The sequence below is a fragment of the Klebsiella sp. GW_Kp182 genome, from assembly GCF_040062275.1.
GTDB lineage: Bacteria > Pseudomonadota > Gammaproteobacteria > Enterobacterales > Enterobacteriaceae > Klebsiella > Klebsiella michiganensis.
This window is the reverse complement of sequence record NZ_JBEAFQ010000003.1, coordinates 74,139-97,201: the sequence shown is the minus strand read 5'-3', so window position 1 is coordinate 97,201 and position 23,063 is coordinate 74,139. Positions and strand designations below refer to the sequence as shown.

Annotated in this window: 16 protein-coding genes and 1 tRNA gene; 9 read left to right on the top strand and 8 right to left on the bottom strand. The window is 55.6% G+C overall.

The window, feature by feature from the left end; translation table 11 throughout:
* The first annotated feature begins 111 nt into the window (after positions 1-111).
* Positions 112-2,958: a two-component system sensor histidine kinase RcsC gene (rcsC, locus tag ABLU88_RS04870; RefSeq protein ID WP_064374518.1), complete on the top strand. Its 2,847-nt coding sequence runs from the start codon at positions 112-114 to the stop codon at positions 2,956-2,958.
* 44 nt (positions 2,959-3,002) lie between these two features.
* On the opposite strand, the gene rcsB is transcribed toward rcsC, so the two are convergent.
* Both rcsB and rcsD read right to left on the bottom strand, forming a co-directional pair.
* The gene (rcsB, locus tag ABLU88_RS04865) at positions 3,003-3,653 is read right to left on the bottom strand and encodes a response regulator transcription factor RcsB (RefSeq protein WP_004103995.1); all 651 of its coding nucleotides are present in this window, start codon (positions 3,651-3,653) and stop codon (positions 3,003-3,005) included.
* 16 nt (positions 3,654-3,669) lie between these two features.
* Positions 3,670-6,330 carry a phosphotransferase RcsD gene (gene rcsD / locus ABLU88_RS04860; protein WP_348836191.1) on the bottom strand — a complete coding sequence of 887 codons (2,661 nt, stop codon included), beginning with the start codon at positions 6,328-6,330 and terminating at the stop codon, positions 3,670-3,672.
* 771 nt (positions 6,331-7,101) lie between these two features.
* Between rcsD and ABLU88_RS04855 the strand changes: the two genes are divergently transcribed.
* The 6 genes from ABLU88_RS04855 (at position 7,102) to mgtE (ending at position 14,469) form a co-directional block, all read left to right on the top strand.
* A complete protein-coding gene (locus ABLU88_RS04855) occupies positions 7,102-8,202 on the top strand; it encodes a porin OmpC (protein WP_025106708.1) in 1,101 nt (366 codons plus the stop codon).
* A 102-nt stretch (positions 8,203-8,304) separates the two neighbouring features.
* Positions 8,305-9,357: an FAD:protein FMN transferase ApbE gene (gene apbE, locus ABLU88_RS04850; RefSeq protein ID WP_025106709.1), complete on the top strand. Its 1,053-nt coding sequence runs from the start codon at positions 8,305-8,307 to the stop codon at positions 9,355-9,357.
* 72 nt (positions 9,358-9,429) lie between these two features.
* Complete coding sequence (ada, locus tag ABLU88_RS04845; protein WP_032750686.1) at positions 9,430-10,494, top strand: bifunctional DNA-binding transcriptional regulator/O6-methylguanine-DNA methyltransferase Ada; 1,065 nt, start codon at positions 9,430-9,432, stop codon at positions 10,492-10,494.
* Entirely contained in the window at positions 10,494-11,144 is a 651-nt protein-coding gene (gene alkB / locus ABLU88_RS04840; RefSeq protein WP_200914083.1) for a DNA oxidative demethylase AlkB, read from the top strand. Before ada ends, alkB begins: the two co-directional genes overlap by 1 nt.
* Before the next feature lie 76 nt (positions 11,145-11,220).
* Positions 11,221-12,864: a multidrug ABC transporter permease/ATP-binding protein gene (locus tag ABLU88_RS04835; RefSeq protein WP_025106712.1), complete on the top strand. Its 1,644-nt coding sequence runs from the start codon at positions 11,221-11,223 to the stop codon at positions 12,862-12,864.
* Between the two features lie 168 nt (positions 12,865-13,032).
* Entirely contained in the window at positions 13,033-14,469 is a 1,437-nt protein-coding gene (mgtE, locus tag ABLU88_RS04830) for a magnesium transporter (RefSeq protein WP_014230209.1), read from the top strand.
* Here mgtE and ABLU88_RS04825 read toward each other — a convergent pair.
* A complete protein-coding gene (locus tag ABLU88_RS04825; protein ID WP_348836190.1) occupies positions 14,432-15,679 on the bottom strand; it encodes a SulP family inorganic anion transporter in 1,248 nt (415 codons plus the stop codon). The two genes, mgtE and ABLU88_RS04825, sit on opposite strands and share 38 nt — an antisense overlap.
* 279 nt (positions 15,680-15,958) lie before the next feature.
* Between ABLU88_RS04825 and mqo the strand changes: the two genes are divergently transcribed.
* Positions 15,959-17,593 (top strand): malate dehydrogenase (quinone), encoded by a 1,635-nt coding sequence (mqo, locus tag ABLU88_RS04820; protein WP_025106713.1) that lies wholly within the window; start codon positions 15,959-15,961, stop codon positions 17,591-17,593.
* A 44-nt stretch (positions 17,594-17,637) separates the two neighbouring features.
* On the opposite strand, the gene eco is transcribed toward mqo, so the two are convergent.
* From eco to ABLU88_RS04795, 5 genes are all read right to left on the bottom strand, one after another.
* Positions 17,638-18,129, bottom strand: a complete 492-nt coding sequence (eco, locus tag ABLU88_RS04815; protein ID WP_049082187.1) for a serine protease inhibitor ecotin — start codon at positions 18,127-18,129, stop codon at positions 17,638-17,640.
* Positions 18,130-18,401: 272 nt separating this feature from the next.
* Positions 18,402-19,508 (bottom strand): AI-2E family transporter, encoded by a 1,107-nt coding sequence (locus tag ABLU88_RS04810; RefSeq protein WP_348836189.1) that lies wholly within the window; start codon positions 19,506-19,508, stop codon positions 18,402-18,404.
* A gap of 178 nt (positions 19,509-19,686) precedes the next feature.
* Positions 19,687-19,763: transfer RNA gene (locus ABLU88_RS04805), tRNA-Pro, on the bottom strand.
* A 77-nt stretch (positions 19,764-19,840) separates the two neighbouring features.
* Positions 19,841-21,601, bottom strand: coding sequence for an LPS biosynthesis-modulating metalloenzyme YejM (yejM, locus tag ABLU88_RS04800; protein ID WP_014230182.1), 1,761 nt, complete (start codon positions 21,599-21,601; stop codon positions 19,841-19,843).
* 19 nt (positions 21,602-21,620) lie between these two features.
* Positions 21,621-21,848 carry a YejL family protein gene (locus ABLU88_RS04795; RefSeq protein WP_004133900.1) on the bottom strand — a complete coding sequence of 76 codons (228 nt, stop codon included), beginning with the start codon at positions 21,846-21,848 and terminating at the stop codon, positions 21,621-21,623.
* A gap of 178 nt (positions 21,849-22,026) precedes the next feature.
* Between ABLU88_RS04795 and yejK the strand changes: the two genes are divergently transcribed.
* A complete protein-coding gene (yejK, locus tag ABLU88_RS04790) occupies positions 22,027-23,034 on the top strand; it encodes a nucleoid-associated protein YejK (protein ID WP_004122954.1) in 1,008 nt (335 codons plus the stop codon).
* Positions 23,035-23,063 lie beyond the last annotated feature (29 nt).

Below are 23,063 nucleotides of genomic sequence, written 5' to 3'. Positions count from 1 at the left end.
GAAAGGGTCGGGGCTCTCCCCGGCCCTTTTTGTTTTCCCGTTGCGGGACCGTTGTTTTATCGTTACCTTAACGCCATTCTGTTGAGCCCCTGACGGCCGAGCATCGCCACATTGAAATATCTAGCTTCTTTCCATAACACGTTAAAGGTTTCACGCTATCTGTTCAGAGCGCTGGCGATACTGCTGTGGGTGCTGGTCGCTTTTGTTTCGGTGTTTTACATCGTCAATGCGTTGCACGATCGCGAATCGGAAATTCGCCAGGAATTTAACCTCAATGCCGATCAGGCGCAGCGCTACATACAGCGTACGGCCGATGTGATCAAAGAGCTGAAATACGTTGCCGGCAACCGGCCGATGGACGGCAGCGAAGGCGGCGATACGCCGGTGCAGCGCGGCGATATTACGATCCCTAATTTTGAACCGCTCTACCCGGATTCCGACTGCGCGCTGATGAGTACGACCTGGCGTAACTCGCTGCAGTCACTGGCGTGGTTTATGCGCTACTGGCGCGACAATTTCTCAACGGCCTACGACCTCAATCGTATTTTTATGATTGGCAGCGACAATCTGTGTATGGCCAACTTCGGCCTGCGCGATATTCCGCTGGAGCGGGACCAGGCGTTAAAAGTGCTGCATCAGCGCATTGAGCAGTATCGCGACGCGCCGCAAAACGAGCGCGGTAACAATCTGTTCTGGATAAGCCAGGGCGTGCGCCCGGGCGTTGGCTATTTCTATGCGCTGACCCCAATCTATGTGGCGAACCGCCTGCAGGCCATGCTCGGCGTAGAGCAAACCATCCGCATGGAAAGCTTCTTTACCCCAGGCAGTCTGCCGATGAACGTGACGATTCTCGACGATAACGGACAGACGCTGATCTCGCTTGCCGGGTCGGACAGCAATATTAAACCGGATGCGAAGTGGATGCAGGAGCGTCTGTGGTTCGGCTATACCGCCGGTTTTCGCGAGCTGGCGATGAAAAAAAGCCTGCCGCCGTCATCGTTGAGCATTGTCTATTCGGTGCCGGTGGATCAGGTGCTGGAACGCATCCGGATGCTGATACTGAACGCCGTGGTGCTCAATCTGCTTACCGGCGGGCTCCTTTTTGCGCTTGCCCGCATGTATGAACGGCGGATTTTTATTCCGGCTGAAAATGACGCCCAGCGCCTCGAAGAGCACGAGCAGTTCAACCGAAAAATCGTTGCCTCCGCGCCGGTGGGGATCTGTATTTTACGTACGATCGACGGCACCAATATCCTGAGTAACGAGCTGGCGCATAACTATCTCAATATGCTAACCCATGAGGATCGGCAGCGGCTGACGCAAATTATCTGCGGCCAGCAGGTGAACTTTGTCGATGTGCTGACCAGCAACAATACCAATCTGCAAATCAGCTTTGTCCACTCGCGCTACCGTAACGAGAACGTGGCGATTTGCGTGCTGGTGGATGTCTCGGCGCGCGTCAAAATGGAGGAGTCGCTGCAGGAGATGGCCCAGGCCGCCGAGCAGGCCAGCCAGTCGAAATCGATGTTCCTTGCCACCGTCAGCCACGAACTGCGAACGCCGCTGTATGGGATTATCGGTAACCTCGATTTATTGCAGACCAAAGAGCTACCGAAGGGCGTCGATCGTCTGGTGACGGCGATGAACAACTCTTCCAGCCTGCTGCTGAAAATTATTAGCGACATCCTCGATTTCTCGAAAATTGAGTCCGAACAGCTCAAAATTGAGCCGCGGGAGTTTTCGCCGCGCGAGGTCATGAACCATATTTCCGCCAACTATCTGCCGCTGGTGGTGCGGAAACATCTCGGGCTGTACTGCTTTATTGAACCTGACGTACCGCAGCTGATGTCCGGCGATCCGATGCGCCTGCAGCAGGTTATTTCAAACCTGCTGAGTAACGCGATTAAGTTTACCGATACCGGCTGCATTATCCTGCACGTAGAGCGGGCGGAGGATTATCTGCGCATCAGCGTGCGCGATACCGGGGAAGGGATCCCGGCGAAAGAGGTCGTACGCCTGTTTGACCCGTTCTTCCAGGTGGGGACCGGCGTGCAGCGCAATTTCCAGGGGACCGGACTCGGTCTGGCGATTTGTGAAAAGCTTATCAGCATGATGGATGGCGATATTGCCGTTGAAACCGAGCCAGGTATGGGCAGCCGCTTCACTATTCGTATCCCGCTTTATGGCGTACAAAATATGCCGTCGCCGAATATTGATGGCCTGGCGGAAAAATGCTGCTGGCTGGCGATTGATAACAGCTCGCTGGCGCTGTTCGTCGAGCAGTTGCTGAAATACCACGGTATTCCGGTCCGTCATTTTGACGGGCAAGCGCCGGACGCGGAGGATATTCTGTTGACCGATAGCGAGACGCATGACGCCTGGGACGGCGGCGCGATGGTGATCTTCTCTCGTCGGCATATCGGTATTCCACAGGAGCGGGCGCCCGGCGAGTGGCTGCATAGCGTGGCCACGCCGCACGAGCTGCTGCCGCTGCTGGCCCGCATCTTCCATATTGCCATGGCCAGTACGGAAAACGGCCCTGCGCTATCCGCGGCGGATGCGCAAACCGCCAGCAATGATGACATGATGATCCTGGTGGTGGACGATCATCCGATTAACCGACGTCTGCTGGCCGATCAGCTGGGATCGCTGGGCTATCAGTGCGTGACGGCAAATGACGGGGTCGATGCGCTGAATGTCCTGAGCAAGCAGCATATTGATATCGTGCTCAGCGACGTCAACATGCCGAATATGGATGGTTATCGCCTGACCCAGCGCATTCGCCAGCTAGGGCTTACGCTGCCGGTTATTGGGGTGACCGCCAACGCGCTGGCGGAGGAGAAGCAGCGCTGCCTGGAGTCCGGTATGGACAGCTGCCTTTCAAAACCGGTCACTCTGGATATTATCAAGCAGACGCTGACGGTCTACGCCGCGCGGGTACGTAAGGGCAGGGAATAAAAGACGTTTCCCGGATAGCGCCGCGCTATCCGGGAAGAGAGACGTTAGTCTTTGTCCGTTGAGCTCAGGGAAACGGAAGAGAGGTAGTTGAGCAGGGCGATATCGTTTTCCACGCCGAGCTTCATCATCGCCGATTTTTTCTGGCTACTGATGGTTTTGATACTGCGGTTGAGCTTTTTGGCTATCTCGGTGACCAGGAAGCCTTCGGCGAACAGACGCAGCACTTCACTCTCTTTGGGCGACAAACGTTTGTCACCGTAACCGCCGGCGCTGATTTTTTCCAGCAGGCGCGAAACGCTTTCCGGGGTGAATTTTTTGCCTTTTTGCAGCGCGGCGAGCGCCTTAGGCAGATCGGTCGGCGCACCCTGTTTCAGGACGATCCCTTCGATGTCCAGATCCAGAACCGCGCTCAGGATCGCCGGGTTGTTGTTCATTGTCAGTACAATGATTGACAGGTCCGGGAAATGACGCTTGATGTATTTAATAAGCGTAATGCCATCGCCGTATTTATCACCGGGCATCGATAAATCGGTAATCAGGACGTGTGCGTCCAGTTTAGGCAGATTGTTGATTAATGCGGTGGAGTCTTCAAACTCGCCAACAACGTTCACCCACTCAATTTGTTCAAGTGACTTACGAATACCGAACAGTACGATCGGATGGTCATCGGCAATAATTACGTTCATATTGTTCATGTATTAGGCTACCTTGCTACAGCAAGCTCTTGACGTAAACGTCAATGTCGCTGATATATTTTTCTATGCCTTGCGCATCTTTTTCACGAATCAGATGCTCAAGCGTTTCACATAACTGCTTGCCGGGTACCAGATTTAGCATAGCAAATGCCCCTTTGAGGCGGTGGGCGGTTTGCGCCAGCGCGGCGAAATCGCCCGTCGCCAGTTCATTATACAGCCTCTTAACATCATCTGGTACCGTGTCAGCAAACAGCGTGTAATAGCCGCTGGCATGCAGTTCGGCGTTACTTTCGTTCCCGGGAGAGGATGGCTGCTCCTCTTCCTCAGCAAGCTGCTGCTCAATCAATTGCAGGATAGCTTCCTGCAGCGCAGCGCTGATATTAAAGTTTACGCGGAGCTGACCAGGACCAATCTTATGAACCCGGGCTTCATCATCGCTTAAAAGCAAGCCCGAAGCAGTAAGATTAGACGGATTATCCGTTAAAAAGAGATCATATTGTTGACTTGTGATTCTGTCATCCGGAGTGATGCAGGTGGCTCCCCAGCTCTCCAGCTGACGGGTCACGATACGGCGGACTTCATTGGCGGTCACATCAAGCATGATCACCACTTCATCAAGCAGATGTTCACCCGAATCACTCTCCTCCGCGCTGGCGGCCATTTTTAGATGCAGGGAGTAGCGGGTACCCAGCGATTCGCGCGCTTTGATATTGAGCTGTCCGCCGAGCTTGCGCGTCAGGCGATCGCAGAGCCAGAAGGTGAGGGCGTTGGCTTTGCCGTAAAGGTCTGCCTGCGTATCGTTGAGGAACGGGAAGTGCATATTGTCGATTTCGTTCGCCGAAACGCCGTTGCCGGTATCCAGAATACGGAAGGTCAGACGATCGTCCGCGGATTCATCTTTACTGACTTCCAGGGTTATTTTGCCAATAGGCGTGGTGGTCACCGAGTACTGAATCAGCAGTAAAAGGGTGCGGCGCAGGGCGTCGCGATCGCCGTAGCGCTGCTCATTGGCCGGTAGCGAGTTGTTAATCAGCAGCTGCAGACCTTTGCGTTTGATGATGGGCAGGACTTCAGGTACCACTTCATCGATCAATTCCTGAATTGAGAACAGGTCCTGAACGCTCTTCCAGCTATCGCTCTCCAGCAGATTTGCCAGCTCTATTTCATCAACCAGCTGTACCAGTTCATCGGCATGCTGGGCCAGCCTGCGGCTTTCGGCCATGCCGAGCGCCGCGGCTTCTTCCGCCAGCGTTTGCGCCGGCTGTTTCAGCGCCGTGCCGATATGCTGCATAAACGCCGTACGGCCCTGCTGGTTTTTCTCATACAGGCGCTGGGCCTGCTTGAGTTTCTTATTCACCAGCACCTCGCGGTCCTGATCGCGAATAATAAAGATTTGCGTGCGCGGCGACACCTGGCTGCGGAACTGACGGATTTCGTACAGTTCATTGTTCACCGTCGCCTGAATCACGCCCTGGTGCTGATCGGCCATGTTGATGATGTTTTGCAGATTCAGATGCGGCAGCAGATGATCGGCAATCGGATTGCTGATCACCGTCCGGTTAGCGTCCTGATCGTGCACCAGCAGCCCCAGCGGCAGCAGAGAAACAATCTCTTCATGAATGGCGCGCTGGGCGCGTAATTCACTATTGGCGGCCGAGGAAACGGCCGTCCCTACGATGCTTTTGCGGCCGCTGTAGTGACGGAAGGTGGTAAATCCGAACAGCGCCAGCGCCAGCAGGCCAATGTTCAGCAGCAGCGGCAGTAAAATACTCTGCAAGGACTCCAGAATCAGCTCGCTAAAGGGCACCATCCAGACCAGGCGCATACCGGTGGTATTAATTGTGGTGATAATTTCAATCTGCGGGCCGTTAAAGTTAATGCTGACGATGTCGGCGGTTTCTTTATCCGGATTGGCGCTGACGTTCTGCGACGGATCGGGCTCCAGGCGGAAACTCTCCAGCGACATACTGGGAGGGATGAGATCGTTAATGGGCAGATCGAAGGCCACAACGGTCGCCAGGTGGCCGGGCTGGTTAAAGGTGGTGCGTAAGGTGAAGTAGTAGCCGTTTTGCCAGGCGAGGTGGCGCAGCGACGAAAACGTCTCGCGTTCATCTAACGTGTTGGCCTGCAGCAGCATTTCTGCCCGCCGTGATTCAACGACGCTGCTGATGGTCGACTCTTTGAAGCTGGAGGAGAGATCTTTTAACGGCAGCGTTGAAACCAGAATCAGGCTGTTATCCAGGCCGTTAAGGTAATACATCGACCAGGGAATGGTCTCGGCGCCCCACAGGATATCGAGATAGTTGGAGATTTTTTGCGTCATTTCCAGCGTTGAGCTGTCATGAGAGCCAAAAATCAGCGCTTCAGTTTTGCGCCGGGGTTTCTCAAGGTAGTAAACGTCCTGCTTTAAACGCGTCTCTTGTAACCCTGTTTCTGCGGCTGAACTGGAGGAGGTCGCGGCAATGTTGTCATAGATTTGCCAGGTGGCGTAGCGCCAGGTATCAATGCGTTTATGTAAGTCGTAGCTGACATCGACAACCTGGTAGCTTTTATCTTTTAGCCAGGTGTTAACGGCGCTTTGGATCATGACCCCCATCGTCGCCAGCAGGACGATGACCATGAGAATAAAGAAGCGGGTAATGTTGCCGGGTATCAGGGAAAATTTTTTCGGGGTCATCGTGTGAGAGTACGACTCATCAGTATGTGTAAACGGACTGTTGCACCAAGTTAACCGGGGGCAGCGCAGATGCTATGAACAGTATAAAGGTTAACGCCCAAAATCCATACATCTGAATACCATACAACGACTTTTTTGCCTTGAGATTTATCCCAAACCCGCGCGGCGAGCAAAGATGTACGGCCCGAGTGATTTTGTACAATTATTTACGGATTGACTAACGGAAATAGCACTAAATAACAAGAAATTATATAAACAGCTTTGAGTTTATTCGCAAGTTGTTTGATTAATAACCGTTATTTTTTTCGCCGGTAGCATGGAATAATTAAAGATGTGTAAAGAAGGGTAAAAAAAACCGGATGCGAGGCATCCGGTTGAAATAGGGGTAAACAGACATTCAGAACTGAATGACGGTAATAAATAAAGTTAATGATGATAGCGAGGGTAATTTTAGTCGCAGACGAGAATTTTGTTTTACCATTCAGTGCTATAGATATGTAACCGTGTAACTCATTGACAGGGATTAAAAATTTTTATTTTTTGATTATTAGTGCTTATTTCGCTACCCATTTAGGGCCGAAAAAAAGTTCCCTCATATTTACAAATTGAAACATCTTGTGGGTATTTTGAAACATCTTAGAAGTTTTAGTATCATATTCTTGTTGGATTATTCCGCGTTTTGCAGCACAATGAAATAGCCGACTGATTAGAAGGGTAATCAGTAAGCAGTGGCAATAATAAAAGGCATATAACAAACAGAGGGTTAATAACATGAAAGTTAAAGTACTGTCCCTCCTGGTACCGGCACTGCTGGTAGCAGGCGCAGCGAATGCGGCTGAAGTCTATAACAAAGATGGCAACAAATTAGACCTGTACGGTAAAATCGACGGTCTGCACTATTTCTCTGACGACAAATCTTCCGATGGCGACCAGACCTACATGCGTCTGGGCATCAAAGGCGAAACTCAGATCAACGACCAGCTGACCGGTTACGGCCAGTGGGAATACAACGTTCAGGCAAACAACACCGAGAGCTCCAGCGATCAGGCGTGGACTCGTCTGGCATTTGCTGGTCTGAAATTCGGCGACGCGGGTTCTTTCGACTACGGTCGTAACTACGGCGTTGTCTACGACGTAACTTCCTGGACTGACGTTCTGCCGGAATTCGGCGGCGACACCTACGGTTCTGACAACTTCCTGCAGTCTCGCGCTAACGGCGTGGCAACCTACCGTAACTCTGACTTCTTCGGTCTGGTTGACGGCCTGAACTTTGCTCTGCAGTATCAGGGTAAAAACGGCAGCGTAAGCGGCGAAGGTACTTCCCCGACCAACAACGGTCGTGGCCCTCTGAAACAGAACGGCGACGGTTACGGCACCTCCCTGACCTATGATATCTACGACGGTATCAGCGCTGGTTTCGCGTACTCTCACTCCAAACGTAATGGCGATCAGAACAGCCAGCTGGCTCTGGGCCGCGGCGATAACGCTGAAACCTACACCGGTGGTCTGAAATATGACGCCAACAACATCTACCTGGCGACTCAGTACACCCAGACCTACAACGCAACTCGCGCCGGTTCCCTGGGCTTTGCTAACAAAGCGCAGAACTTCGAAGTGGTTGCTCAGTACCAGTTCGACTTCGGTCTGCGTCCGTCCGTGGCTTACCTGCAGTCCAAAGGTAAGGATCTGGAAGGCTACGGCGACCAGGATATCCTGAAATATGTTGATGTAGGCGCTACCTACTACTTCAACAAAAACATGTCCACCTACGTTGACTACAAAATCAACCTGCTGGACGACAACAGCTTCACTCGTAACGCCGGTGTTTCTACCGACGACATCGTTGCTCTGGGCCTGGTTTACCAGTTCTAAGCAAGCTGAAGTTTGAAAAAAGGCGCCGATGGCGCCTTTTTTTATGCCCGGTTTAACCTTGCTGGTGTACTCTTTGCGCCTTAGCCAGAGGAAGCCAATTTTATGGATATCACTTTTTTCCGCGCCGCCCTGTTCGGCGCCTGCGTATTACTTTCAGGCTGTGATTCAGCCACCACTCCCCAGACGCCAAAATCTGCCGCCACCGTGCTGGAAGGTAAAACCATGGGCACATTCTGGCGGGTTAGCGTCATCAACGTTGATGAGGCGAAGGCCGAGGCGCTGCGCCAGAAAGTTCAGGCTCAGCTGGATGCCGACGATCGTCTGCTTTCCACCTGGAAGAACGATTCAGCGTTGATGCGCTTTAACCATTCGCCGGGCACCTCGCCGTGGCCGGTCAGCGAGGCGATGGCGGATATCGTGACGATGTCGCTGCGCATTGGCGCAAAAACCCATGGCGCCATGGATATCACCGTCGGGCCGCTGGTCAATTTATGGGGCTTTGGCCCGGATAAACAGCCGGTCAAAACGCCGGATGCGCAGCAGATTGCCGCGGCGAAAGCGCGCAGCGGATTACAGCATCTGACGGTGATCAACCAGGCCGGCAAGCAGTTTCTGCAAAAAGATATTCCGGATCTGTTTGTCGATCTCTCTACCGTGGGTGAAGGCTACGCCGCCGATCATCTGGCGCGCCTGATGGAGCAGGAGGGGATCTCGCGCTACCTGGTCTCGGTGGGCGGCGCGCTGGCGAGCCGGGGGATGAATGCGGAAGGGCAGCCGTGGCGGGTGGCGATCCAGAAGCCAACCGATCGCGAAAACGCGGTACAGGCGATCGTTGATATCAACGGCCACGGCATCAGCACCTCCGGCAGCTATCGCAACTACTATGAGCTGGACGGTAAGCGCATCTCGCACGTTATCGATCCGCAAACCGGGCGGCCTATCGATCATAAACTGGTTTCGGTGACCGTTATCGCCCCGACGGCGCTGGAAGCCGACGGCTGGGATACCGGGCTGATGGTGCTGGGGCCGGAAAAAGCGCGTGACGTGGTACGCGAACAGGGGCTGGCGGTCTATATGATTATCAAAGAGGGGGACGGGTTTAAAACCTGGATGTCGCCGCAGTTCCGCACTTTCCTCGTTGGCGAGAAAAATTAAAGCGCAAGATTTCGGGTTTTTGATGACGGACTTCGGCCCACACTGAAGATACACTTACAGCAGGAGTCCGTGATGAAAACGATAATGATTGATACCGATGAGCGCCGCTGGCAGGCGGTATGCGAACGCGATGCCAGCGCCGATGGTCAGTTTGTTTTTGCCGTGCTGACCACCGGCGTCTGCTGCCGCCCCTCCTGCCGCTCGCGCCGCGCGCTGCGGGAAAATGTTCGCTTTTATCCTGATGTGGCAAGCGCGCAGGCGGAAGGCTTTCGTCCGTGCAAACGTTGCCAGCCGGAAAAAACCGATCCGCAGCAGCAGAAGGTAGAGAAAGTGGCTGCCGCGTGCCGTCTGCTGGAGCAGGAGACGCCGATAACGCTGGAAGCACTGGCACGCCAGCTTGCGGTCAGCCCCTTTCATTTTCACCGCCTCTTTAAATCCGTCACCGGAATGACCCCTAAAGCCTGGCAACAGGCGTGGCGCGCTCGCCGTTTACGCGAAGCGCTGGGGCAGGGGGAGAAAATTACCGATGCGGCGCTCTCTGCCGGTTTTCCGGATAGTAGCAGCTACTACCAGCAGGCTGACGCCGCGCTGGGAATGACCGGCCGCCAGTTTCGCCGCGGCGGGGGGGATATCGATATTACCTGGGTATGCGGCGACGGTCCGCTGGGACGCTGTCTGGTGGCTGAGAGTGAGCGGGGCGTGTGCGCCGTGCTGCCCGGAGAGGACGACGCCTTGCTCTATGCGGAATTAGCCAGCCTGTTCCCCAATGCGCGGCTGCATCCGGGCGACGAGATTTTTCGTCAGCGGGTGGCGCAGGTATTTTCCCATCTTGATGACCACCGGCAGCCGTTTTCCCTGCCGTTGGATCTGCGCGGCACGGCGTTTCAGCTTCAGGTCTGGCAGGCGCTGCGTCAGATCCCGGCGGGGGAGACCCGCAGCTATCGCCAGGTGGCGCAAAGTATTGGTCGCCCCCGCGCGGTGAGGGCGGTGGCAAGCGCCTGCGCTGCGAATAAACTGGCGCTGGTTATTCCCTGTCATCGGGTCGTTCGCGAGGATGGGGCGCTATCCGGCTATCGTTGGGGGACGGCGCGCAAGGCGCTGCTGCTGGCGCGAGAAGCGTCATCCGAGGAGAAATAATGCTCGATCTTTTTGCCGATACGCCGCCCTGGCAGGAGCCGCTGGCTCCGGGGGCGATAATTTTGCGCCGCTACGCCCGAGCGCGCGCGCCGGCGCTTTTGCAGGCAATCAGCGAGATTGCCTGCAGTTCGCCTTTTCGCCAGATGGTCACCCCCGGCGGCTATACGATGTCGGTGGCGATGACCAACTGCGGCGAGCTGGGCTGGACCACCAACCAGCACGGCTATCTTTATGCTGCCGACGATCCGCTGACGGGCAAGCGCTGGCCGCAGATGCCGCCGCTTTTCCGCGAACTGGCCGCAGAAGCGGCGGCGGCGAGCGGCTATGCGCGCTTTACCCCGGATGCGTGTCTTATCAACCGCTATCAGCCGGGAACGAAGCTGTCGCTGCATCAGGATAAAGACGAGCAAAACCTGCGAGCGCCGATTGTTTCCGTCTCTCTGGGGCTTCCGGCGATATTTCAGTTTGGCGGCCTGCGGCGTAACGATCCGCTGCAGCGGGTGCTGCTGGAGCACGGCGACGTGGTGGTCTGGGGCGGCGAATCGCGGCTGTTTTACCACGGTATTCAACCGCTGAAAGAGGGCATCCATCCGGCTACCGGCGGCTGTCGTTACAATCTCACTTTCCGCCTGGCGGGTAATAAAGAATAAAAATAAGAATTATTCTTGCTGTCATCGTCGAGCAGTTTAAACTGCTGGCTGTTTTTGCTTGCCCGGATTACGCGTTATGGAACTTCTTCTTCTTGTCTGGCGCCAGTATCGCTGGCCGTTTATCTCCGTCATTGCCCTGAGCCTGCTGAGCGCGGCGCTGGGTATTGGGCTTATCGCCTTCATTAACCTGCGCCTGATAACCCTTGTCGATACCTCCCTGACGGTCCTGCCGGAGTTTCTCGGGCTGTTATTGCTGTTGATGGCGGTCACCCTCGGCTCGCAGCTGGCGCTGACCACGCTCGGCCACCATTTCGTTTACCGCCTGCGCGGCGAATTTATTAAGCGCATTCTGGATACGCAAATCGAGAAGATCGAGAAAATCGGCAGCGCGTCGCTGCTGGCCGGGCTAACCAGCGATATCCGCAATATCACCATTGCCTTCGTACGCCTGCCGGAGCTGGTGCAGGGGATTATTCTGACCTTTGGCTCCGCCGCTTATCTGGCCTGGCTGTCAGGAAAAATGATGCTGGTTACCGCCCTGTGGCTGGCGTTGACCATCTGGGGCGGATTTATGCTGGTATCGCGGGTTTATAAGCATATGGCGTCGCTGCGCGAAAGCGAAGATAAGCTGTATCACGACTACCAGACGGTGCTCGAAGGTCGCAAAGAGCTCACTCTCAACCGCGAGCGCGCCGAATATGTGTTTAATCAGCTCTATCTGCCGGATGCGCGAGAATACCGGCACCATATTGTTCGCGCCGATACCTTTCATCTGAGCGCGGTCAACTGGTCGAATATTATGATGCTGGGCGCGATTGGCCTGGTCTTCTGGATGGCCAACAGCCTGGGCTGGGCCGATACGGCGGTGGCGGCGACCTACTCGTTGACCCTATTATTCCTGCGCACGCCGCTGCTCTCGGCGGTAGGCGCGCTGCCCACTCTGCTCAGCGCGCAGGTGGCATTCAACAAGCTGAATAAGTTTTCGCTCGCGCCGTACCGCGCTGAGTTCCCGCAGCCGCAGGCGCATCCCCACTGGCAGACGCTCGAGCTGCGCGACATCACCTTCCATTATCCTGACAACAGCTTTGCGGTCGGGCCGATCAACATGACCCTCAAGCGCGGCGAACTGGTCTTTCTGATCGGCGGTAACGGTAGCGGGAAATCGACGCTGGCTATGCTGTTGACCGGTTTGTACCAGCCCCTTTCCGGGCAGATCCTGGTCGACGGGCAGCCGATGGCGGCGGATAAGCCGGAAGATTATCGCAAGCTGTTCTCGGCGGTGTTTACCGACGTCTGGCTGTTTGACAGACTGCTGGGGCCGGAAGGGAAGGCGGCTGACCCGGCGCTGGTGGAGAAGTGGCTGGGTTATCTGCAGATGAACCATAAGCTACGGCTCGACGATGGCAAAATCCTCGACCTGAAGCTGTCAAAAGGGCAGAAAAAGCGCGTGGCGCTGCTGCTGGCGTTAGCGGAAGATAGAGATATCATCATGCTGGATGAATGGGCGGCGGATCAGGACCCCCATTTCCGCCGTGAGTTCTATCAGGTGCTGCTGCCGTTGATGAAGGAGATGGGTAAAACTCTCTTTGCTATAAGCCATGACGATCACTACTTTCAGCACGCCGACAGGCTGCTGGAAATGCGCGGCGGCCAGCTGTCTGAGCTGACCGGAAATGAGCGCGAGCTGGCGACCCGCGACGCGGTTGCCCGTACCGCCTGATCGCTTTACGCCGTCCCGGAGGCGTCAGCCGACCTCCGGGCTTCCCGCAGGCTGCTGTTTTTTCCGTCGACTGAATTCATAGCGGTTATTATTTCCGCCTCCTCGCGCTATGCTTAAGGCTTCCGGCCTGCTGGTCTGACAGATATTTTTACAAGGATTGCCTGACCGATGTCCGTTTTGCATAAAAAAAGCGCCAGATTGCGTGACGAAGAGCGCGCCCGCCTCATTTGGCTCCTGAGCACTGATAAAGCCGTCACATCCTCGCTGCTGGGTAAATTAACCCTCGCTGAACGTTACGATGACAGCACGCTTGCCGACGATCTGGCGGAAGTGGAGATGCTGGTTTCCCACCTGCCGCCTCCGGACCTTGCCGATGCGCTCGAAGCGCTGCCTTACGATGCGCGCAACGCGCTCTGGCGGCTGGTCGCTGACGATAAGCGCGGTGAAGTGCTGCTGGAGGCATCGGAAAGCGTCTGGGGCGACCTCATCGAGGAGATGAGCGATCACGACCTGCTGTTCGCGCTGCAAAATCTCGATATTGATGAACAGGTCTACCTGCTGCAGCACCTGCCGCGCGATCTGACCGGACGTTTGCTGGCCACGCTGCCCGCGGATAAACGCGCCCGTATTCGCCAGATGATGCGCTACGCCGACAATACCGTCGGCGCGATCATGGAGTTCGAGGTCATTACCGTTCGTCCGGAAGCCACTCTCGCGGCGGTACAGCGCTATCTGCGGCGACTAGGGAAAATGCCGGAGAACACCGACAAACTGTTTGTGACCACCCGCAATAAGCTGCTGCTCGGCGAACTCGAGCTGCAAACCATTCTGCTCAACGATGCGCAGAAGCGGGTGGGGGAAGTGATGGAAGGCGATCCGGTGACCTTCCAGCCGCACGAGGACGCGGAAAAAGTCGCGCGTACCTTTGAACGTGATGACTTACTCAGCGCGGCGGTGATTGATGCCGACGGCAAGCTGATGGGGCGTTTAACCATCGATGAGATCGTTGACGTGGTCTATGAGGAGACGGATAACGATCTACGCCGAATGGGCGGCCTGAGCAACGATGACGATGTGTTTGCCCCGGTGAGCAAAGCGGTGAAGACCCGCTGGGCCTGGCTGGCGGTCAATCTGTGCACCGCCTTTATCGCCTCCCGCGTTATCGATGGTTTCGAGCACACCATTTCGCAACTGGTGGCGCTGGCCTCGCTGATGCCGATTGTCGCCGGAATCGGCGGTAACACCGGCAACCAGACGATCACCATGATCGTGCGGGCGATGGCGTTACAGCATATTCAGCCGGGAAGCTTTTCGTTCCTGATCCTGCGTGAGATGGGCGTCGCGCTGATCAATGGGATCGTCTGGGGCGGGATTATGGGGGCGATCACCTGGTGGCTGTACGACGATCCGCAGCTGGGCGGCGTAATGACGCTGGCGATGATGCTCAACCTGCTGATGGCGGCGATGATGGGGGTGATTATCCCGATGGTGATGGTCAAGCTGGGACGCGACCCGGCGGTCGGCTCCAGCGTGATGATTACCGCTATTACCGACACCGGGGGATTCTTTATTTTTCTTGGGCTGGCGACGCTTTTTCTGATGTAGCCTGCGCTTGAGTGCGCAGACGGCGAGGGATCAGGGCCATTGAGAGCAGGCCTGCCAGAACGCCGATTGCCAGATTGCTGGTGCCGACGGTCGAGCCGACGGTCACCAGCATCACCAGCGTTTCCGGCCACGGATTGCGCGCCAGCTCCGCCGGACGAATGCTGTGCCAGCTAAAGGTTTTTACCGCCACTATCACCATCACGCCGGCGAGCACGGCCATCGGGATTCTCGCCATCACTTCGCTTAACGCGGTTACCAGCAATAGCAGTACCAGGCCTGCGGCAACGGTCGAGACGCGGCTGCGCGCTTTGCCCATTTCAACGTTAACGATGGTCTGACCGATCATCGCACACCCGGCGATGCCGCCGTAAAACCCGGCGAGAATGTTGGCGACGCCCAGACCGGCGCTCTCGCGCGCCTTACTGGAAGGGGTATGGGTCAAATCATCGACCAGCTTCGCCGTCAAAAGCGACTCCATCAGGCCGACAAAAGCGATGCTCAGCGCGCAGGGCCAGATGATGCGCAGCGTGGTTAAGTCGAGGGGCACCATCAGGCTGGTTAACCCCGGCAGTCCGCCGCTCATGGAGCCCTCATCGCCGACGATCGGCAGCAGCTGGCCGCTGAAAACGGTAAACAGCGTCAGCAGAACGATAGCAATCAGCGGAGAAGGGACCGCTTTAATAAAGCGCGGCGCCCACAGGACAATCAGCAGCGTCAATACGAACAGGCCGATAATCAGCGGCTGCTTGCTCCAGAAATGGGGTACCTGAGCAAAAAAGATGAGAATACCCAGCGCGTTAACAAAACCAGTCATCACCGGCTGCGGGATAAAGCGCATCAGGCGCGCCATGCCGCATAGGCCAAACAAAATTTGAATAACGCCTGCCAGCACGACCGCCGGCAGAATGTAGCCGACGCCGTATTGGTGCACCATGGGCCCGATAACCAGCGCCACCGAGCCGGCAGCCGCGGTGACCATCGCCGGCCGGCCGCCGAGGACCGACATCGCCAGGCACAATACCACGGAGGCAGTCAGGCTAACTTTCGGGTCAACGCCAGCGATGACGGAGAAGGAGATGACTTCGGGGATCAGGGCCAGCGCGGTGAGCACGCCTGCCAGCGTTTCACGCGTCAGCAGCGCGGGCGAGCGCAGTATCTGGCCTAATGCGCCAGCGTGACCAGAGGTAGCGGAATCGGAAACTGGGGGCATAAAAAAAGTTCGCAGAATTTAAAAAATTTTGGCCGGGATCGGTCGCTGCTTACGTGCGGTCGGTCACAAAACCGAGGATAATAGCGCGGATGCATCGCTGACACCAGTACAAAATGTGATTTGTGATACACATTTATTAAACATTTTTATAACAGATCTCAAAACTCAACTTAAAATTTAAACAATATTTAAATTTTTTTTCTTCAGTGTTACCTTTGAAGCCGAGAATCGTTTCACCTGCGCTAAATAAAAAAGCGAGTAAAGTAAGGCTCAAATCCGATGAAGAAAAAGATGGCCGTACCCAGCTCACAGGCGGTTGGTTCCAATAACACTCGGACCAACACCCGCCATGAGCAAGAGACGGATGTATTGTTGATTGGCGGCGGCATCATGAGCGCCACGTTGGGAACCTGGCTGCAGGAACTGGAGCCGGACTGGTCTATTACCATGGTCGAGCAGATGTCCAGCGTCGCGGAAGAGAGCTCGAACGGATGGAACAACGCGGGCACCGGCCACGCGGCGCTGATGGAATTGAACTATACGCCGCAAACCGCTAACGGTATCAATATCGATAAAGCGGTTGATATCAACGAATCTTTCCAGATTTCTCGTCAGTTTTGGGCCCACCAGGTGACCCGGGGCATACTGAAAAAGCCTAAATCCTTTATTAACAGCGTGCCGCACATGAGCTTCGTGTGGGGCGAAGACAACGTTAACTTCCTGCGCGCCCGCTATGCGGCGTTACAACAAAGCGAGCTGTTCCGCGGTATCCGCTACTCTGAAGATCATCAACAAATTAAAGAGTGGGCTCCGCTGGTGATGGAAGGGCGCGATCCGCAGCAGAAGGTGGCCGCGACCCGCTCGGAAGTCGGCACCGACGTGAACTACGGTGAAATTACCCGTCAGCTGATCGCCGGATTGCAAACCCATGATAATTTCTCGCTTCAGCTGGGTACCGTGGTCCGTCGCTTTAAGCGCAACGCCGACAAAAGCTGGAGCGTAACGCTGGCGGATGCGAACAATCGCCACCAGAAACGGGTTATCAGGGCTAAATTTATCTTTATTGGCGCCGGCGGCGCCGCGCTGACCCTGCTGCAGGAAACCGGTATTCCGCAGGCGAAGGAGTACGCGGGCTTTCCGGTCGGCGGTCAGTTCCTGGTTTGTGAGAACCCGGAAGTGGTGACTCACCATCTGGCTAAAGTCTACGGCCAGGCGGAAGTGGGCGCGCCGCCGATGTCGGTTCCGCACATCGACACCCGTATTATCGACGGCAAACGCGTGGTGCTGTTTGGGCCGTTCGCGACCTTCTCAACCCGCTTCCTGAAAAACGGTTCGCTTTGGGATCTGCTGGCCTCCACCAATACGTCGAATATCATGCCGATGCTCAACGTCGGGCTGGATAACTTCGATCTGGTAAAATACCTGATTAGCCAGGTGCTGCAAAAGGACAAAGATCGTCACGCGGCGCTGTGCGAGTACTATCCGGAAGCGCGCAAAGAAGACTGGCGCTTATGGCAGGCCGGCCAGCGCGTGCAGATTATCAAGCGCGACGCGAAGAAGGGCGGCGTTCTGCGCCTGGGAACCGAAGTTGTCAGCGATGATGAAGGCACGGTAGCCGCGCTGTTGGGCGCCTCGCCGGGTGCTTCCACCGCGGCGCCAATCATGCTGCAGCTGATGGAGAAAGTGTTCAAAGAGAAGATCAACTCAGCGGAGTGGCAGGCGAAACTGAAAGCGATTATCCCGAGCTACGGTACGCGTCTGGATGGCAACGCAGCGGAAATTGAAAAGGCGCTGGCGTGGACCAGCGAAGTGCTGGAACTGCGCTATGAGCCGCTTACTGAGGCTGATAACGTTCCGCAGGCGACGCTAAAGCCGCTGCCGGAAGGGAAACCTATCGCTGACATCGCGCTGTAAGCGCTTCTCCGGCGGCGCAGGCCGCCGGATTCACTCTTCAGGCATTAACGCTCAACGGCTACGCCGATGGTTTCGTCCGCTCTCCAGATACGATATTTCACGTCGATATTCGCCGGGGTATAAACCACGATCGGCAGCTTGCTGTTATAGAGCAGCATGCCCGCATCGCCCAGGCCAGCCATCACAAACTGCTTCTCTTTTTTACCATCCGGGCAGGCCATCATGGTTGAGACGGGTGACGTCACTTTATCAAATACGTAGTAGTCGTAGCCCCAGCCTTCCAGGGTTTTGCTTTCCAGCTGGCCGCCAAGGCGGTGGCGGTTGCAGTCAACTTCCAGCGTCTGGCCAATCATCAGCTCGACTTTCAATGCGGATTCATCCTGCTGCTGCGGCAGCTGAATCACCTGACGCTTCATCCCTTGTTCCGCCTTTGGAAACGGGGCGATCTTCTCCAGCGGCTGCTCAGCTGCAGCGGCGCTGGTGGACATGCAGGCAACGGCCAGCAGGGAGGCAGCAAACGTAGTGATTTTTTTCACGTGGGTAATCCTTTGTTATCAATCATAAACAGCATAATGTTAGCATTTGTTACGTTGATGGGCAGTGGCGTTTACCAAAATTTTCACAGATACCAGTTATAAATTCTGCTTATTGGTGCAGGAGTAGGGGATTTCATCGCGGTTGAGCAAGGGGTATCCCCCCTGACCTCGCTGCCCCCGCGATGTTTTACTAATTACAGAGCCGCTAAGGTGCCGGTCATTGCCTGACAGGAATGCCGCTCTATGCCTGTAAAGTTGTGCAATACCGGCCGCTACTCCTCGTGATTTTTACCCTCTTCTAAGAAATCCTCATCAAGTTCATCGATGTTTCCGGCGTGATCGCGTCCGGACAGCAGGTTCCAGCAGGCGATAAACAGGGCGGCGATCAGCGGGCCGATAACAAAGCCGTTGATGCCGTAGATTTCCATTCCGCCGATCGTGGTGATCAGGATCAGGTAGTCCGGCATTTTGGTATCTTTACCCACCAGTAAAGGTCGCAGGATGTTATCAACCAGGCCTACGATGATCACAAAGAAACCGACGACAAACGCGCCCTGCCAGAGCTGACCGGTCGCGAAGAGATAGATCGCCGCAGGCACCCAGATAATCGCCGAGCCCACCGCCGGGATCAGCGACAGAAACGCCATCAGCGCGCCCCACAGGATGCTGCCATCAATGCCCACGATCCAGAACGCCAGCCCACCAAGCGCGCCCTGGGCGAGCGCGACCGCCACGGTGCCTTTGACCGTCGCCCTGGCGACGGCGGCAAATTTGGCGAAAAGATGCTGCTTCACGTGATTTGATAGCGGCAGGGATTCCAGAATCAGCCTGACCAGGTATGGACCATCTTTTAGCAGGAAAAACAGCAGATAAAGCATGATGCCGAAGCTGATGGTAAAACCGAACGTGCCTTTACCAATCAGGAATGCGCTACCGGCAAGGTACTGGCCTCCTTTAAGCGCAACGTCCGAAAGCTGCCGCTGAATCTGTTCCGCGCTATCAAGATTATGCTCTGAGAGGAAGCTCCTTGCCCATTCCGGCAGGTGAGCAAACAGGCTGGCTACCACGGTCGGGAACTGGGTATCGTTATGCTGCAGTTTGGTGTAAACCACGTTGAGCTCGAAGGCCAGCGACGAGAGGATGATCGCCAGCGGGGTAAACACGATCAGACAGATAATCACTATCGTCAGAAACGCCGCCAGGCCGTTACGCTCGCCGATCCGATCGCGCAGTTTGTTCTTCACCGGGTGGAAGATCACCGCCAGAATGGCCGCCCATAAAATGGCTGAATAATAGGGGGAGAGAACGTCGAAAAAAGCAAGGGTGACGATCAGCACGATCAGGATGAAAAATCCTTTCGTAAGTCCATTAACTCTCATGTAAATCCTTCAGAAAAATGACGTGTACAGTCAAATAATAGAAGTTTTTCCGGGATTTACAATCAGAGTCGCGGTAGCGTTTCGCTTAGAACAGGGTGGAAATATGACATTAAAAAACCCGCAAACTCTGTGAGAGTGCGGGTTCTTAAGGGGTTACCGATTTAATCGGTGAATAATTTGGTCGGCACGAGAGGATTTGAACCTCCGACCCCCGACACCCCATGACGGTGCGCTACCAGGCTGCGCTACGTGCCGATTCGTGGGGAACAATATTACCCGTTCCCCAAGCGAATGCAAGCCGGGAAATGACTGATTGATTTATAAATAATCAATCAGTTAGCGATAAAGCGTTTTTCATCGGTCAGCACCTGCAGCAGCAAGCTGAGCTGCGGTTTTTGATCGTTAATTTTCTCGCCGTCGCTGTTCCACGTTCTGTAAGTGCCGTTGTGATTAAGCACAACCGTGAATTTCGGCGTGGTAATGGCCAGCGTATCGCTATTGGCCGCGGTGACCCAGGCACGACGGCGGGCGGCGCTAAACAGATCCTCACCTTGCGAATACTCGTTGGCCGGGGTAGAGACGTGGAGCAAACGCTGCATCAGCGTCGTCATCACGTCTTTATTATCGGTCAGCGTCGCGATCTCCTGAGCCGGCGTGCCCGGCCAATGGATCACTAAGGGAACCTGCAGCTGCTCGCGCGACCAGCCAAACTGCTCATGCTGCGGGTTCAGCGGCATTCCACGGCCCGCGGTCACGATAACCACCGTATTGTCCAGCTTGCCCGCTTCCCGCAGCGCGTTCAGCACGCGGCCAATTTGCGTATCGACCGCGCCCGCGGCGTTACCGTAGCGGCGGACGAAGTTTTGCTGCTGCCCGTCGTCAAAGGTAGTGCCGTTGAGAGAAACCCACGAGAACCAGCGGTTTTCATCCTGGGCGTAGCGGTCCAGCCAGTTAATCCACTGGTTTGCCGTCTGCTCGTCGCTTTGCGCTTTCGCGACGGGCAGTGAGAAATCTGACAGCAGCGCCTGACGGTAGAGCGGGCTGCTAAAGCCATCTGATGAGAACAGGCCCAGCTGATAACCCTGCTGATTTAGCGACGTAATCAGCGCCGCGGGGATACGCGCAGACAGAACGCCGTCCATATAGCTCGGGGAAATACCGTAGAACAGGCCAAACATGCCGCTGTCAGCGGTGTTGCCGGAGCTCATATGCTGGGTAAAGTTCACGTTGTCTTTCGCGAACCCGGCCAGCGCCGGCATGTTTTTCTCAAAGCGCGAATAATTAAGGTTATCAACGGTAATCAGCAGCACGTTATAACCGGTACCGAGATCGCGATAACGCAGATCGCTCAGCGGATATTGCACCGAGACGGCTTCTGGCGCGCCTTGTTCCACCAGACGGCGCTGGTAGTCCTGCGCGTCGAGCAGGCCATGTTTTTCCAGGAAACGGCGCGCCGTCATCGGATAGGAGAGCGGCAGGTTGGCCCGCTGCATGGTGATCGGACGATAGAAGTTGGCATCCGCCCAGATATAGACCAGATGGCTACTGATAAAGGAGATAAAGAAGAACCAGGCAACGGGTCGGGCGTAGTGGCGGCGACGCGTCAGGCTGCGCAGCTTCTGCCAGCTCCAGGTCGCGAAGAGCATTTCCAGCAGGAAAATGATCGGTACGCTGATAAACATCAGCTGCCAGTCGCGCGCCATCTCGTTCTGGTCGGGGTTGATAACCAGTTCCCAGACAAAGGGATTAAGATGCAGGTGGAAACGGGTGAAAACCTCGCTGTCGATTAGCAGCAGCGTCATGCCCACGGTCGCCAGAATAACCGAGATAAAGCGCATTAAGCGCTGAGAGACGACGATAAAAGTCAGCGGGAAAAGAATCAGCACGTAGCTGGTAAAGACCAGGAAGCTGAAGTGACCAACGAGGCTGACGTACGAAAAGAGGCGTCCGGCAAGCGTCGTTGGCCAGTCGGCGACAAACAGATAGCGACTGCCGAGCACCATAGCCAACAACATGTTGAAAAGGGCGAACCAGTGCCCCCAGCTGACCATCTGGGAGACTTTTTCTCGGTAGGGCTGACGAAGAGTCACCATATACTGTTGTTCGTTATCCTTAGTGCGCTGGATCGTCGTTGATAGATGACTGCAGCGCCTGGGCAAAAGAACGGGCGATGGCCTGACGCTGCGCCGGCGCGACGCTACTGTTGATCAGGTTAGTCACCATATTGCCCAGAACCATCAGTGAAAGGTCAACGGGCGCTTTATGTGTTTCCAGAACGCTCGTCAGCTCGCTGAGCAGCTGTTCGACGTGTTCATCGCTATAGCGGGATAATTGCGGCATAAACTCAAAATCTGTTTGTTCGTGAAAGGGCAACATATTACCGTAGCAGCAGCTTTTTTTCCGCATTTTTTCGCCACGACGCAAAAGCGCGCGGCTTCGCTCGCAAAGAGTCACGCGGCGGTTGCGTCGTTGCCCCCGCGGTGGTTGAATACCGCCCGGTCTAAAAGGAGAGTTTAACATGAGTCTGGATATCGACCAGATTGCCCTGCATCAGTTAATCAAACGTGATGAACAAAATCTGGAGCTGGTGCTGCGCGAATCGTTGCTGGAGCCGACGGCGACGGTTGTCGAGATGATGGCCGAACTGCATCGTGTCTATAGCGCAAAAAATAAAGCCTACGGCCTGTTTAATGAAGAGAGCGAACTGGCGCAGGCGCTGCGCGGGCAGCGTAAGGGCGAAGAAGCGTTCCTGCCGTTTAGCCGCGCCGCTACCGGGCGCCTGCGCGACGAACTGGCAAAATATCCCTTTGCAGAAGGCGGTATTGTGCTGTTTTGCCAGTATCGTTATCTGGCGGTGGAATATCTGATGGTGGCGGTGCTGAACAACCTAAGCAGCATGCGCGTCAACGAAGAGCTGGATATCAGCTCCACCCATTATCTGGACATCAATCACGCGGATATCGTCGCGCGTATTGATTTAACCGAGTGGGAAACCAACCCGGAGTCAACGCGCTATCTGACCTTCCTGAAGGGGCGGGTAGGGCGCAAGGTGGCGGATTTCTTTATGGATTTCCTCGGCGCCAGCGAAGGGCTGAACGCCAAAGCGCAGAACCGCGGCCTGCTGCAGGCGCTGGATGATTTCGCCGCCGATGCGCAGCTGGATAAATCTGAACGTCAAAACGTGCGCCAGCAGGTATACAGCTACTGCAACGAGCAGCTGCAGGCCGGTGAGGAAATCGAGCTGGAGTCGCTGTCGAAAGAGCTGGCGGGCGTCAGCGAGAAGACCTTTCAGGAATTTACCGCCGAACAAGGCTACGAGCTGGAAGAGAGCTTCCCGGCGGATCGCAGCACGCTGCGTCAGTTAACCAAGTTTGCCGGCAGCGGCGGCGGGTTAACCATTAATTTTGACGCTATGCTGCTGGGCGAGCGGGTGTTCTGGGATCCGGCTACGGATACCTTAACCATTAAAGGCACGCCGCCGAACCTGCGCGATCAGCTACAGCGCCGTACTTCTGGCGGAAATTAATGCGCAAAATCCCGACGTCGAGTCGGGAT